The 14,757-nt window shown below is 47.5% G+C and carries 16 protein-coding genes; 10 read left to right on the forward strand and 6 right to left on the reverse strand.

All coding sequences use genetic code 11. The annotated features are described in order from the left end of the window. Nucleotides 1–10: 10 nt before the first annotated feature. Together ASG34_RS04260 and gap are read right to left on the reverse strand one after the other, a co-directional pair. A complete protein-coding gene (locus ASG34_RS04260; RefSeq protein ID WP_055826851.1) occupies nucleotides 11–1,204 on the reverse strand; it encodes a phosphoglycerate kinase in 1,194 nt (397 codons plus the stop codon). Nucleotides 1,205–1,299: 95 nt separating this feature from the next. After that, on the reverse strand, nucleotides 1,300–2,301 hold the full coding sequence (gap, locus tag ASG34_RS04265; RefSeq protein WP_055826854.1) for a type I glyceraldehyde-3-phosphate dehydrogenase: 1,002 nt from the start codon (nucleotides 2,299–2,301) through the stop codon (nucleotides 1,300–1,302). A 201-nt stretch (nucleotides 2,302–2,502) separates the two neighbouring features. Between gap and msrA the strand changes: the two genes are divergently transcribed. Further along, on the forward strand, nucleotides 2,503–3,012 hold the full coding sequence (gene msrA, locus ASG34_RS04270; protein ID WP_055826857.1) for a peptide-methionine (S)-S-oxide reductase MsrA: 510 nt from the start codon (nucleotides 2,503–2,505) through the stop codon (nucleotides 3,010–3,012). Nucleotides 3,013–3,026: 14 nt separating this feature from the next. On the opposite strand, the gene ASG34_RS04275 is transcribed toward msrA, so the two are convergent. Continuing rightward, complete coding sequence (locus ASG34_RS04275; protein WP_055826861.1) at nucleotides 3,027–3,569, reverse strand: RNA pyrophosphohydrolase; 543 nt, start codon at nucleotides 3,567–3,569, stop codon at nucleotides 3,027–3,029. A gap of 141 nt (nucleotides 3,570–3,710) precedes the next feature. Continuing rightward, nucleotides 3,711–4,430, reverse strand: coding sequence for a hypothetical protein (locus ASG34_RS04280; RefSeq protein WP_055826864.1), 720 nt, complete (start codon nucleotides 4,428–4,430; stop codon nucleotides 3,711–3,713). Between the two features lie 247 nt (nucleotides 4,431–4,677). Here ASG34_RS04280 and ASG34_RS04285 point away from each other — a divergent pair, with 247 nt between their 5' ends. The 9 genes from ASG34_RS04285 (at nucleotide 4,678) to folE2 (ending at nucleotide 12,329) form a co-directional block, all read left to right on the forward strand. Then, the gene (locus tag ASG34_RS04285) at nucleotides 4,678–5,649 is read left to right on the forward strand and encodes a beta-propeller fold lactonase family protein (RefSeq protein WP_055826867.1); all 972 of its coding nucleotides are present in this window, start codon (nucleotides 4,678–4,680) and stop codon (nucleotides 5,647–5,649) included. Between the two features lie 162 nt (nucleotides 5,650–5,811). Beyond that, complete coding sequence (locus ASG34_RS04290; RefSeq protein ID WP_055826870.1) at nucleotides 5,812–6,357, forward strand: SRPBCC family protein; 546 nt, start codon at nucleotides 5,812–5,814, stop codon at nucleotides 6,355–6,357. 450 nt (nucleotides 6,358–6,807) lie between these two features. Next, nucleotides 6,808–7,170, forward strand: a complete 363-nt coding sequence (locus ASG34_RS14250; protein ID WP_055826873.1) for a pilin — start codon at nucleotides 6,808–6,810, stop codon at nucleotides 7,168–7,170. A 120-nt stretch (nucleotides 7,171–7,290) separates the two neighbouring features. Continuing rightward, entirely contained in the window at nucleotides 7,291–7,647 is a 357-nt protein-coding gene (locus tag ASG34_RS14255; protein WP_055826876.1) for a pilin, read from the forward strand. Between the two features lie 84 nt (nucleotides 7,648–7,731). Beyond that, nucleotides 7,732–8,382 (forward strand): alpha/beta hydrolase, encoded by a 651-nt coding sequence (locus ASG34_RS04305; protein WP_055826878.1) that lies wholly within the window; start codon nucleotides 7,732–7,734, stop codon nucleotides 8,380–8,382. 81 nt (nucleotides 8,383–8,463) lie between these two features. Continuing rightward, nucleotides 8,464–8,709, forward strand: a complete 246-nt coding sequence (gene xseB, locus ASG34_RS04310) for an exodeoxyribonuclease VII small subunit (RefSeq protein ID WP_055826881.1) — start codon at nucleotides 8,464–8,466, stop codon at nucleotides 8,707–8,709. Between the two features lie 24 nt (nucleotides 8,710–8,733). Then, the gene (locus ASG34_RS04315; protein WP_055826884.1) at nucleotides 8,734–9,624 is read left to right on the forward strand and encodes a polyprenyl synthetase family protein; all 891 of its coding nucleotides are present in this window, start codon (nucleotides 8,734–8,736) and stop codon (nucleotides 9,622–9,624) included. Between the two features lie 2 nt (nucleotides 9,625–9,626). After that, nucleotides 9,627–11,471 carry a 1-deoxy-D-xylulose-5-phosphate synthase gene (gene dxs / locus ASG34_RS04320; RefSeq protein ID WP_055826886.1) on the forward strand — a complete coding sequence of 615 codons (1,845 nt, stop codon included), beginning with the start codon at nucleotides 9,627–9,629 and terminating at the stop codon, nucleotides 11,469–11,471. 51 nt (nucleotides 11,472–11,522) lie between these two features. Further along, entirely contained in the window at nucleotides 11,523–12,329 is an 807-nt protein-coding gene (gene folE2, locus ASG34_RS04325) for a GTP cyclohydrolase FolE2 (RefSeq protein ID WP_055826888.1), read from the forward strand. Nucleotides 12,330–12,388: 59 nt separating this feature from the next. Here folE2 and ASG34_RS04330 read toward each other — a convergent pair whose 3' ends face one another. Next, on the reverse strand, nucleotides 12,389–13,561 hold the full coding sequence (locus ASG34_RS04330; protein ID WP_055826891.1) for an MFS transporter: 1,173 nt from the start codon (nucleotides 13,559–13,561) through the stop codon (nucleotides 12,389–12,391). 89 nt (nucleotides 13,562–13,650) lie between these two features. Beyond that, complete coding sequence (gene aroC / locus ASG34_RS04335; RefSeq protein WP_055826894.1) at nucleotides 13,651–14,742, reverse strand: chorismate synthase; 1,092 nt, start codon at nucleotides 14,740–14,742, stop codon at nucleotides 13,651–13,653. Nucleotides 14,743–14,757: the final 15 nt, after the last annotated feature.

A 14,757-nucleotide genomic window follows, 5' to 3' on the forward strand; every position in this document is an offset into this window, starting at 1 on the left:
TGGGTCAGGATCAGCTGGCGCGCTCTTCCAGGATAGCCACCGCCGGTAATGTTTTACCTTCGAGGAACTCGAGGAAAGCGCCGCCTGCAGTAGAAATATACGAAACCTTGTCGTAAATATCATATTTCTGGATAGCGGCAATCGTGTCGCCACCACCCGCCAGCGTGAATGCTTTTGTTTCTGCAATGGCTTTGGCTATGGTTTTGGTGCCCTCGCCAAACTGGTCAAATTCAAATACGCCAACCGGGCCATTCCATACCACAGTCCCCGCATTCATGATGATATCCACCAGCTCAGCCGCCGATTTCTCGCCAATATCAAAAATCATGTCGTCGGCTGCCACTTCATCGGCAGATTTTTTGACTGCCGGCTCGTTGGCATCAAACTGCTTACCCACTACCACATCCTTTGCGATCGGTACACAGGCGCCACGGTCGGACATTTTGCTCATCAAACCTTTGGCAGTCTCCACCAGGTCATCTTCACACAGGGACTTGCCCACTTCATGACCATCAGCCTTGAGGAAAGTATTGGCAATACCACCGCCTACCACTAATTGATCCACTTTATCAGAGAGGCTTTCCAGCACGGTCAGCTTGGTGGACACTTTAGAACCGCCGACAATAGCCACGAATGGCCTGGCTGGCGCCAGTAATGCTTTACCTAATGCATCCAGCTCTTCCGTCAGCAGAATACCGGCACAGGCCACAGGCGCAAATTTGGCAATGCCATGGGTCGAGGCTTCAGCGCGGTGCGCGGTGCCAAAGGCATCCATCACAAATATGTCGCACAAAGCAGCATACTTTTTGGCTAGTGCATCATCATTTTTCTTTTCGCCGACATTAAAGCGGCAGTTTTCCAGCAGGATAAGCTGGCCATCTTCTGTACCCAAACTATCAGCGGGCGCATTGGAAGCCAGCCAGTTTTTTACCAGGCGCACAGGTTGCCCAAGCAGCTTGCTCATGACATCAGCCACCGGCTTGAGGGAGTTCTCCTCTGAGTAAACGCCTTCTTCAGGACGACCCAGATGCGAAGTCACCATCACTTTGGCGCCCGCTTTTAAAGCAAACTCAATGGTCGGCATGCTGGCCACAATACGCGCATCGCTGGTGACCACGCCATCTTTTACCGGCACATTTAAGTCAGCACGGATAAACACACGCTTGCCGCGCAAATCAAGGTCGGTCATTTTGATGAATTTCATACATGCGCTCCGTAGCGATCAAGATTGATTAATAATTAAATAGGCAAAATGGATTATGACAGATATGCAAACGGGGCAATAAGCCCCGTCATCATTTAAGCAATATGTTGAACCAGACGCAACAGATTGCAGGTATAACCATATTCATTATCGTACCAGCCGATCACTTTGACAAAAGTAGGATCCAGCATCAAACCCGCATCCGCATCAAACACACTGGCGGCAGGGCTACTACGGAAATCTGTAGAGACTACTTTATCACTGGTGTAATCCAGCACTCCTTTTAATGCACCTTTAGAAGCTTGCTGCATGGCTTCACAGATAGCTTCATAAGTGGTTTCTTTACTTAGCTCTACAGTCAGGTCAACTACGGATACATCGGCAGATGGGACTCGCATGGACATACCAGTCAGCTTCTTATTTAGCGCAGGAATCACTTTACCCACTGCCTTGGCAGCACCGGTACTCGAAGGAATAATGTTTTCAAAAACACTGCGGCCGCCGCGCCAGTCTTTCTTGGAAGTGCCATCAACAGTCAGTTGCGAGGCGGTTGCTGCATGAATGGTAGTCATCAGGCCGCGTTTGACACCAAAATTGTCATGCAGCACTTTGGCTAAAGGCGCCAGGCCATTGGTGGTACACGAGGCAGCAGAAATAATGGCTTCGCCAGCATATTCCTGATGATTCACGCCATAAACAAACATAGGCGTGTCATCTTTACCCGGCGCCGATTGCACCACTTTTTTCGCACCACGGCTAAGGTGAGGCTGACAGCTGTCCAGCGTTAAAAAGGCCCCGGTAGATTCTACAATGACTTCCGCGCCGCCTTTGCTCCAGTCAATATGATTAGGGTCTCGCTCTGCAGTCAGGTGAATGCGTTTGCCATTCACGATTAAATTACCGCTGTCTGCTTCTACTGTGCCTTGAAAACGGCCATGTACGGAATCATATTTCAGCATATACATCATATACTCGATATCATATGAGCTATTGATAGCTACTACCTCAATATCTTTGAATTCGTCTTCTTGAACCGCCGCACGCAAAACCATGCGCCCAATACGCCCGAACCCATTAATCCCCAACTTCACAGCCATAGTTTTCCCCAAAACATGCAATAGAACTAAAACTCAGCATTTTAACCTAAACCTCCTATACTGGACAGATTGTAAGTAGTTGATTTGATACGCGAGAACATCATAAACAGGTTTGGAAATATTTTTAGTTTCTCGTTAGCTTATTTTTTAAATTTTTGATTATCCATTTCTTCACCCCTTGGAAAGAGAGCGTTTTCTAATATGTCAGACAAAATAATTCTTGCCGGTGGTTGTTTCTGGGGAATGCAGGATCTGTTTCGCCAGTTACCCGGCATTATCAGTACGCGCGTTGGCTACAGCGGCGGTGATGTGCAAAATGCGACGTATCGCAACCATGGCAATCATGCTGAGGCGATGGAAATTGTATACGATGCTGATCGCATCTCTTTGCGACAGCTATTAGTTTTCTTTTTCAAAATTCATGACCCAACCACATTTAACCGTCAGGGTAATGACATGGGGCCTTCATATCGCTCAGCGATTTTTTACCTGAACGAGCAACAGAAGCAAACTGCTGAAGAATTAATTAATGAAATGGATAGCTCAGGCATCTGGCCAGGCAAAGTGGTCACTGAAGTGACACCTGCCAGTGATTTTTGGGTAGCTGAGCCCGAGCATCAGGACTATCTGGTCCGTTACCCAGACGGCTATACTTGCCACCGAATTCGTCCAGAGTGGATTTTGCCGCGTGATATAACTGAGGCTGTTTGAAATATTAAATAGAGTTACTCATCGCTTACGGTAGGTAGCGCATTATTGGCCGGCTTGCGTGTCTTGCCGCCATAACGCTTGGCAGGATTGCGCAGAAAAACAGCCAACTCATTCAGGGCCAATTGGTAAACATCGCGCTTGAATTCAATCACATCTGCCAGCGGCACCCAGTATTCACTCCAGCGCCAGGCATCAAACTCCGGGTGCTCGGTGGCACGCAATGAGACATCGGAATCACGACCGGTTAGCCGTAATAAAAACCAGATTTGCTTTTGGCCTTTATAACTGCCGCGCCATTCACGCTTGATCCAGCTGGTGGGCACTTCATAACGCAGCCAATCCCGGGTGCGACCCAAAATTTTCACGTGCTCAGGCTTGAGGCCTACCTCCTCCATCAATTCACGATACATTGCCTGCTCAGGAGTTTCACCATACTTGATGCCTCCTTGAGGAAACTGCCATGCATGCTCTTTGATACGTTTGCCCCAAAACACCTGATTGTGGGAATTACATAAAATAATCCCCACGTTAGGACGGTATCCATCACGATCTAACATAAAAACTGCCTTCAATATTTACTGCAATTTTTTCACACTTTACAGTTTAATGAAAGGACATCCATGGTGACGTGGATGAAATGGCTGGCAGCTAACAAAAAAGCCCACCAACGGTGAGCTTTTTAATGCCTAGATTGCTAATCAGAATCTACGACGCAATGACAAAGCACCCATCAAAAGCAATCCCGTAAACAGCATGGCTGAAGTCTGCGCTTCAGGCACCGGGATGACGGTCGCACTTACAAAAGTGAAGTCTGACTGGTTGGTACAGTTATGGCAAGAATGTTTGGCAACACCAGGTGATGCACTAAATACGATGCTGTCGACTGAGCGGAAGCCAAAAGGATTATTCAATAGCCATGCGCCAGTCCCACCATCCACAGCGCCACTACCGAGGGATAAGGGAGAACCTTCGCCTGTCCAGCTCGCAGTATGTTTGCCAGTTGCCGTCAAATAAAAAGTATCACTCCCTCCGTCAGCAAAATTCACCAGGAATTTCGCGACCTCTTTCACATCATTATATTCAGGGCCGTCAAACAGTAAGCCAATTGTCAGTGTTGAAAAGATGACTTCTTTAGAAAAAGTGCCGGTCAGCGTTTCATCGATATCAATCTCGCCTGGTGTTCTTCCGCCAGAAATACCTACACCTGTCATACCATCTTGTGTCTTTTTCTGGAAGGATCTGCTACCTACAAAAGTAGCAGAAGTCCCGTCTGAAAAAGACGTGCTATAACTCGATTGCCCATTTACGAAATCAGTTCCTAACACTGTGCCTGTGGTTAACGCATTAGCAGAATGTGCTGCGACCAGGAAGGATATTGCCAATATCAACTTACTACCTAAAGAAAATGTTTTTTTCATTTCAAAGCTCCTCTGTATGAATGTTTAATAATCCCCATACTTATTGTAGGGTAATTAATGGGTCGGGAGTTTTTCCTACCCTACAAAAAGAGGTTAAAAACCCTTAATTTTCATACATTTACAAATTTCGTTCCTATTTGTTGCTTCTAAACAAAATTTTATGCAAACTCCGCTGTCAACCCGATTTAAGTCAAAGCGTTTTCCTGCCATGTCCTTTACTTCGAACACATCTACGTATCTAAAATCAATGCATAGACGCAAACCTGATTTCCGGCATATCAGCATGGGCATATTGCTCTCATTGCTGTGCAGTTTGGATGTAGTTGCCGGCAATATTGCTTACATTACCAATCAAGGCAGCGATTCAGTCTCAGTACTCGATATTGAAAACAAAAAAGTCACCCACACCATACTAGTCGGCAAAGCACCTGTAGGCGTGGCAATTGCCAGCAAACAAAAGCGCGTGTATATCAGCAACGCCAATAGCCAAACCGTTTCCGTCATCAACAGCCGCACCCAGCAATTGTTACAAGAAATTCCGGTGAATATTCAGGCAGTCGGCATTGCATTAAGCCGTGACGAGAAAATACTTTACGTGGCCGACTGGGGTGGTGCACAAGTGATTGCAGTAGACACGGCGCACCCGGAAAAACAAAAAGCTTTTAAAGCAGGCAAAACACCTTCAGGAATGCTACTGAGTGCAGATAATAAAAAACTGTTTATCGCCAACCGCGATAGTAATGATGTGACCGTGGTTGATACACGTACACTGCAAACGATTGCGCAGGTCAAGGTAGGTATCCATCCGTTTGCCCTGACCTTAAGCCCAGACGGCAAGATGGTATTTGTTGTGAACGTGGTCAGTAATAGCCTGACTCTGCTAAATGTAGATTCATACCAGACCAGCTCCATTAAAACCGGGCAACACCCTTATGGCGTAGCCATCAGTCCTGATGGACATTGGGCCTATGTCAGCAACAATCATGCAGAAACTGTGTCAGTGATTGAAATTGCCAATGGAAAAACAGTCAAGACCATTGACGTTGGCGAGTTTCCTGAGGGAATTGAATATGACAAATCGACACAGCAAGTTGTTGTCGCCAACTGGGGCTCTGATACCGTTTCTATCATTGATGCCAAGACCAATACGGTGACAAACACCATTCCCAGCCCAAAACTATGCCGGTCATTTGGGCAATTTATTCTGGAAGCAAAATAATAACCGTGTTTCCACCATTTCTTTTTTTTAGTTTTTTCACAGGATTGCCCATGAATTAGTCGCAAAGAGTCTTTTTTTTAGGTAAAGTCACGGGTTATTTTAAAACTCAGAAGACTGATTACTTTTAAGCTTTAAAACATCTGTAAATATCAGGAGATTGAAATGAAAAAAATATTTGGCATCATTGCCGTTTCTTTATTGCCATTGATTCCGTTGACGGCTGCTGCGCACGGTGCTGCGGCATTACGTTTTGAAAAAACTGTCACCATCAAGGCGCCACCGGCAAAAGTATGGGCCTTGCTGAAAGACTTCGGCAACGTACAAGCCTGGCACTCCGGCGTTGAGTCTACAAAAGTAGAACAGAAAAAAGACGAAAATGGTGATGACACCACTTATCGCACGGTCAAATTGAAAAATGGCGGCACCATGTACGAAAAACTGCGCTCAATTGATGACGCAGGCATGCGCCTGAAATACGAATACATTCTGGATAAAAGCACACTGCAACTGTCAAACTTTTATCCAACCGTTTCTGTGACTGCCAAAGGCAGCGAAACTGTGGTGACTGTTAAAGGCAGCTACACACGTGCCGACTCATCTAATATTCCAAAACCAGAACAAAACGATGATGCAGCAACTAAAGCCATCAATGAGTATTTTGATCCAGGCCTGGAAAGCCTGAAAAAGGTAGCCGAATCGGGAAAGTAATTAGCCAGGGTTCTGGAAAAAGTTCGCAAGGCAACAGTAAACCCTGGTGGAAATTCTGGTAAGTCTTACGTCGTAATATTTAAGTTTTTGCAAATGCAGTCCAGGCCAAAAGTCTTACACTGTCACAAAAAAAGGGATTGTGCACAACACAATCCCTTTTTTGCTTTCTCAAGCAGTGTTGTAAGCTGACAAAAAAAATCACTTTTGTTATAAAGACTGACTAAGTCTGTCACTTTTTCTCATTTCACTCGTATTGAATCTACTCCTCAGAAATGCACTTCAATTCGAAGAACTAAGACATAAAACTTATTTAATTCTTTTTTTTCAATCACTTATTGAATTAAATTTTGGTTGGCACATCTGTTGCTTATAGTTTCACCGAACACTGTTGGAAAAGCAGTGGCTGAACTAGAAGATGTTCACTCTAAAACTTGACTTGAAGGAAATATGATGAAAAAACACGTACAACAAGGTTTTACCCTGATTGAATTGATGATTGTGGTCGCTATTATTGGTATTTTGGCTTCTGTAGCGATTCCTGCGTACCAAGATTACACACGAGATGCAGCGAATAACGCTTGCATGGCTGAAGCAGGCGCTTATGCCAAAAGAGCTTTAACAGATATCTCGATTGGCAGAACACCAGTTGCGACACCTCCAACAGGCACAGGTGGAGCATGTGGAGGCACGATAACAAGTGCCGCAGCAATGACCTCGACAACTTTGGGCACTATCACTGCTACACCAAGAAATCCAGGCACAGGTACAGTAACCTGCGATTTGGCAACTGGTGGCAATTGCACACGATCATAATATCTACATAAGCAGATTGATAAAGAGCCCTGCATGTGCGGGGCTTTTATTTAATTGCAAGCTAGAAACAGAACGCTACAGCCAAGCCATTTTAAGCTTAACGATCAAAGGGCATTAAGAATGCATAGATATCATGGCTTCACGCTAATTGAATTAACTATCGTCGTTGCCATCATAGGCATTCTTGCGACTATCGCAATACCAGCCTATCAAAATTACACGCAAGAAGCCGCTGACAATGCATGTCTAGCTGAGGCAGACGCTTACGCAAGAAGAGTGAGCACGGACATTCAACTCAATAAACCATCTGCCGACATCCCCGCCCCCATTGCACGAGCATGCAGTGAAATAAACAATGGCGTACCACTCACGTCTGCAACCACTTTTTCAGCTTTAGCGAGAACACCCGGTACAGCCAATATCACCTGCGACCTGAGCGCAGAAGTATTGTGTTCCAGGTCTGTCGCTATACTTTAAGCGACCCGATGCTCTGACTTCTGCATTATTAAGTTCTGTACTACTCAGCTGATATACTGACAGCTTAATTCTGACTGCTAAACAATGCTGGAAAAGATCATCCTCAACACAAAAGATTCGACAGCCACCGTCATCTGGATGCATGGCCTGGGTGCTGACGGTCATGATTTTAAGCCCGTGGTGCATATGCTTGACCTGCCGCATATTAAATTCATACTGCCGCATGCACCTTATCGACCAGTGAGTCTGAACAATGGCTACGAGATGCGTGCCTGGTATGACATCTTTGGTCTTCAGCCGGATAGTCCCCAAGACGAGACTGGCATCAAAGAAATGCAGGGCACGATTAATACGATGATTGAGAGTGAAATCTCTACAGGCATTTCATCAAACCGAATTCTACTGGCCGGGTTTTCTCAAGGTGGCGCGATTGCGCTGCATACTGCTACACGGTTCAACCAGCCTTTAGCTGGTGTACTCGCGCTTTCCACTTACCTGCCTTTGAAAGGTAAACTTTCCAGTGAACAGCACCCCGTAAATCAACACATGCCTATCTGGATGGCACATGGGCGTTTTGATAATGTCATCGCATTATCTACTGCGCAATCCTCGCGAGAATTTTTGGAAGACGCTGGATATCCAGTGGAATGGCACGAATACGACATGCCGCATAGCGTCTGCGAACAGGAGATAGACGATATCCGCAACTTCCTGTTACGCGTGTTACCTGCCTGATCTGCTTCCGACCTTCTGAGAATAATCCCGCAACCGAAATAGTTTTGTTAAAATGTCAGGCGTTTTAACAGGTTGACCTTCATGAGTGTTTCAAAAAAATCTCCAGATGTGGCAAGTGATTCGCAAACTTTTGCACAGCGCATGACCGCGCTGGAGACGATTGTCAGAAACATGGAGTCAGGAGAGTTGCCTCTTGAAGACGCGCTCAAAGCTTATGCTGATGGCATGCAATTACTGCAAGCCTGTCAGACATCGTTACAGCAGGCTGAACAAACAGTTTTGATCTTGAATCAGCAACAGCAATTAAAACCCTTCGAACTTGAGTGATTCGCCACAATTTCACTTACAGTCATGAGCATTTCATTATTTCCATTCGAGCCTTGGGCAACCATTCACCAACAACAGGTTGAAGATGCCCTCGCGCGCGTGATGCCTTCAGAAGAGACGTCACCTTCAAGATTGCATTCTGCCATGCGTTACGCAGTGCTAGGCGGCGGTAAGCGCGTGCGGGCATTGCTTAGTTATGCGGCTGCCGAGCTTGTCAGAGCACCAGCAAAGTCGACCGATGCCGCTGCAGTGGCTGTAGAGTTGATACATGCGTTCTCACTAGTACACGACGATATGCCGTGCATGGATGACGATGATTTGCGTCGTGGCAAGCCCAGTTGCCACAAGCAATATGGCGATGCAACTGCGTTGCTGGTGGGTGATGCGTTGCAATCGCTTGCGTTTCAAACGATTGCTGACACCAATGCGCCACAAGCTTTAAAACAAGTGCAGATATTAGCGCAAGCTACCGGCTCGCGCGGCATGTGCGGTGGACAAAGTATAGATTTGCAAAGCACAGGCCAGCTATTGACTCGCAACGAGCTGGAAACCATGCATCAGTACAAAACGGGCGCATTGATCAGGGCTGCAACGTTGCTCGGTGCCTACGCAGCAGAAAGCACTTCTGAAGCTCACATAAGTTTGCTTAATCAATACAGCGAGAACATGGGCTTGGCGTTCCAGGTGGTAGATGACATTCTGGATGCCACTGCAGATACACAAACCCTGGGGAAAACGGCTGGGAAAGATGCCTTGCAGGAAAAATCGACCTATGTGAGCCTGCTTGGTATTGAGGAGGCTAATGCATTGGTTAAGAGATTGTATGAGCAAACCTTGCAGTTACTTGCCGGGTTTGATAAGCAGGCTGATCCACTTCGCGCGATTGCCCGTTTCATTTGTGAGCGCACATCCTAATGATGACTTCCCTGCTGTCCCGCATTGATTCTCCAACCGACCTGCGCCTGCTGGAGAGGTCACAGCTAAAAGCGCTAGCAGCAGAATTACGTGAATTCCTCATTCAAAGTGTCTCCAAAACCGGCGGTCATTTGTCGTCTAACCTTGGCGTGGTAGAGCTCACGATTGCATTGCATTACGTTTACAACACACCCGATGACCGGCTGGTATGGGACGTTGGCCATCAAACCTACCCGCATAAAATTTTAACCGGACGTCGTGATGCGATGGCGCACTTACGTAAAGCAGGCGGCATCGCCGGTTTTCCCAAACGTGACGAAAGCGCATACGATACTTTTGGTACCGGCCATTCAAGCACCTCTATTTCAGCTGCATTAGGCATGGCGGTTGCTGCCAAAACGCTGGGGTCTGACCGCCGCAGCGTCGCGATTATCGGCGATGGGGCAATGACAGCAGGCATGGCATTTGAAGCGTTGAATAATGCCGGTGATATGGACACCAACCTGCTGGTGATCCTGAATGACAATGACATGAGCATTTCCAACAATGTCGGTGCATTGAACAATTATCTGGCGCGCCTGATGTCCGGCAAACTGTATGACAGCGTGCGCCGTAGCGGGAAAAAAGTACTGGATATCATCCCTCCTGTCAAAGAGTTTGCCCGCCGTGCTGAAGAGCATGCCAAAGGCATGGTCACTCCCGGCACCTTGTTCGAAGAATTCGGATTTAATTACATTGGGCCTATTGATGGCCATGATATCGCGACGCTGGTAGATACCTTAAGCAACATCCGCCAATTACAAGGCCCACAGTTTCTGCACGTCGTCACGCAAAAAGGCAAAGGCTACAGTCCGGCGGAAGATAATCCGAATAAATATCACGGTGTCAGCAAGTTCGACCCGCTGAATGGCCATTGCATGACCCAGAGTGGGTGCCCTACTTATACCCAGATTTTTGGTGACTGGCTGGTGGATATGGCAGCGGCAGATAGCCGTTTGATTGGTATCACACCAGCGATGTGTGATGGCTCGGGCCTCAACCGTTTTGCGGAAAAGTATCCGCAACGTTATTTTGATGTAGGCATTGCAGAACAGCATGCGCTCACTTTTGCGGCAGGGATGGCCTGTGATGGCTTGAAGCCAGTGGTTGCCATCTATTCAACTTTCCTGCAACGCGCTTATGATCAATTGGTGCATGATATTGCGCTGCAAGACCTGGATGTGTTGCTGGCGATTGACCGTGCTGGCCTGGTAGGCGCTGATGGCCCCACACATGCTGGTAGCTTTGACTTAAGTTTTATGCGCTGTATCCCAAACATGGTGATCATGGCCCCGAGTGATGAGCAGGAATGCCGCCAGATGCTGACTACCGGCTATAAGTACAAAGGCCCGGCGGCTGTGCGGTATCCGCGTGGTAGCGGCATAGGTGCAGCGACTTTGGCCACACTGGACACGCTGGAAATCGGGAAGGCACAATTAGTCCGCCAGGGTAAAAAAGTCGCCATCCTTGCCTTTGGCAGCATGCTGCATCCGGCATTACAAGCTGCAGAAACGCTGGACGCGACTGTGGTAAATATGCGTTTTATCAAACCGCTGGATACGGACATGGTACTTGAAATATCCCGCACGCATGACCATATAGTGACTGTAGAAGAGAATGCGATCATGGGTGGCGCCGGTGCTGCCGTGATGGAATGCCTGCAAGCCCATCATATTGTCATATCCACTCTATGTTTAGGACTACCTGACCGTTTTATAGAGCATGGCTCGCATGAAACTATGTTGAGCGACTGCGGTCTAGACAAATCCGGTATTTGTTCTGCTATTGAGAAATTAATAGCTGAGTAGTATATTCAACCATTTATCAAATCGCGGGCAACTCCCGCTTTGGAACCCCTGATGAATCAACCCGTAATCCCTGCAGTGATTGAAGACGTACAAAATACTCCCGATGTGCGTCGCCTAGACATCAACAAGGTAGGTATCAAGTCTATCCGTCACCCTGTCATTGTCAAAGATAAAACCGGTGGTGAGCAACATACCGTAGCGGTGTTTGATATGTATGTGCATTTGCCGCACAACTTCAAAGGCACGCATATGTCGCGCTTTGTTGAGATCCTCAACATGAACGAAAGCGCCATTTCGATAGACTCGTTCGAGACGATTCTGCGTCAAATGGTGGAACGCCTGGAAGCGGAATCCGGTTATGTAGAGATGCGTTTCCCGTATTTCATCAACAAGGCCGCGCCTATATCTGGCGTGAAAAGCCTTCTGGATTACGAAGTCACTTTCATAGGTGAAATCAAGAACGGCCAGTTTGAAATTACCGTTCAGGTCATGGTGCCAGTCACCAGCTTATGTCCATGCAGCAAACAGATTTCAAATTACGGCGCGCATAATCAGCGTTCGCATGTGACAGTGACTGCCTTGCTGAACGAATTCATCTGGCTGGAAGATTTGATTTCACTAGTGGAAGATCAGGCCTCCTGCCAGTTGTATGGCTTACTCAAGCGGCCGGATGAGAAATTTGTGACTGAACGTGCGTATGACAATCCAAAATTTGTAGAAGACATGGTGCGCGATGTCGCAGCACAATTAAATGAAGAAAAACGCATTGTGAAATATGTGGTGGAATCAGAGAACTTTGAGAGCATCCACAACCATAGTGCTTATGCATTGATTGAGCGTGACAAACGTATTAATTAATTCTCTATTAGCGAAACAAGAACAGCCCGCAAGCGGGCTGTTTTCACATCTGCATTTAGCTAATGGCTGAACATGCCGCTGCGGGCATAGGGTTGCGATAAATGCAGTCCGAACATGACAATCGCTGCGCCTAATAAAGGAAATAAAGCAGCCAGCGTAAAAGTGAGCTGCCCGCCTAAGTACTGCAGCGAAAACCCGCCTAGCAAGCCACCAAGGGCACCGCCTATGCCATACGCGACACTGTTATAGATGGCCTGGCCTTTGGCCTGATGGCGGCCATTGAAATATTGCGTGACCACCTCTACCGCCGCCGCATGAAAGCTGCCAAAGGTAAATGCATGCATGGTTTGCGCCAGCAATAATAAACCCAGGTGATCCGGCACCAAACCCATCATGGAAAAACGGACAACACCTATCAACAGGCTGGCGACTAGAATCGTTTTCAGTTTGAAGCGGGACATAATCCACGGCATTTTGATAAATATGCCTATTTCGCAAATCACGCCTAACGCCCACAACCAGCCTATCATGCCTTTACTGTAACCGTGTTCTGCCAGGTAAATAGAATAAAAGTTATACATCAAGCCATGTGCGGTCACCATCATGGCACAGCCAACCAGAAGGGAAATAACCGCAGGTTGCTTCAGGATTTTCCACACAGAAAAACTGTCATTTGCATGAGGCGGCACATGCGCTTCAGGGAGTTTCCAGGTTAATCCGAACAGCACGCACTGCACAACCAGGATAAACCAGAGCAGGCTTTTAATGCCAAACCAGTCGGTTAAATAACCCAGCAAGATAGACGCTACGATAAAGCCCCAGGATCCCCATAGACGGATCTTGCTGTAATGGCCGTTGGTGCTCGCCAGATGCGCCAATAACAGAGACTCGGATAGTGGCAAGGTAGAGCTGGTAAACATACTTAATGCAGCCATGACCACAAACATGGTCATAAAATCATGTGCCCAGAAAATCGCTGTGAAACCAAATAACCCTAAAAATGCAGTGGTCCGGATCCAGCGCACTCTTTGCCTGGTGTGGTCAGCCAACCAGCCCCACAGGTTCGGTGCGATGATGCGACTGACCTGGAACAAAGACATCAGTATGCCAATATCAGCCGGTGAAAAGGATTCTGAGCTGAGGTACAACCCCCAATAAGGCACAAAAGCGCCGACGAAAAAGTAATAGATGAAATAAAAACGCGAGAGATTAAAGTGTAAAGCGTGACTCATTAAATACTCGCGTTTTTAAAGAATAACCGTGATCAGCTTGGCAGCCATCAGTCGGTTAGAAAATTGAAGGTTTGGTAATCTTTATGGATTTACAATGTGGGTACTGTCGTGTGCACATCGGCATTCTGACCACGATGGCGCAGAGCATGATCCATCAGCACCAGCGCTAACATGGCTTCCACAATCGGTGTTGCCCGTATGCCTACACAAGGATCGTGACGGCCAGTAGTTTGCATCATCACCGGCTCACCAGCGTGATTGATCGAGCGACGCTCTTGAGGAATACTCGACGTTGGTTTAAAAGCCACATTGACCACGATATCCTGACCACTGGAAATGCCACCCAATACGCCACCGGCATGGTTGGAAGCGAAACCTTGTGGCGTCAGCTCATCACAATGCTCACTGCCGCGTTGCGCTATAGAATCAAACCCTGCGCCGATTTCAACGCCTTTAACGGCATTAATCCCCATCATGGCATGCGCAATATCTGCATCCAGGCGGTCAAAAATAGGTTCACCCAGGCCGATTGGCATATGCTCGGCGACAACGGTAATTCGCGCACCGACAGAGTCGCGCTCGCTGCGGATTTGGTCCAGATAAGCTTCCAGTTGCGGCAGAATTTCCACATTTGGCGAGAAGAAAGGATTACCTTCTTGCGATATCGCATCCCAGCTAACAAATGGCACTTTTATTTCGCCCAGTTGGCTCAGATAGCCACGAATCTGCACGCCGTATTTTTGTTTCAGCCATTTTTTGGCAATGGCGCCTGCGGCTACGCGCACAGCCGTTTCACGAGCACTGGAACGGCCACCGCCACGATAATCGCGAATGCCATATTTTTGGGTGTATGTGTAGTCTGCATGTCCGGGCCGGAACGTATTCATGATCTTGCTGTAGTCTTGGGAGCGCTGGTCGGTATTGCGGATCAATAACCCGATAGGCGCACCAGTGGTTTTGCCTTCAAATACACCAGACAAAATTTCAACTTCATCAGCCTCACTGCGCTGGGTCACATGACGGGAAGTCCCAGGTTTACGTCTGTCCAGGTCAACCTGCAAATCCGCTGCCGACAATTCCAAACCTGGCGGGCAACCATCAACCACCCCGCCGATGGCCGGGCCGTGCGACTCGCCAAACGAAGTCAGGGTAAACAGCGTACCAATGGTGTTGCCAGACATGCGATTCTTTCATTG

The sequence above is a fragment of the Methylophilus sp. Leaf416 genome, assembly GCF_001424665.1.
Taxonomy (GTDB): domain Bacteria; phylum Pseudomonadota; class Gammaproteobacteria; order Burkholderiales; family Methylophilaceae; genus Methylophilus.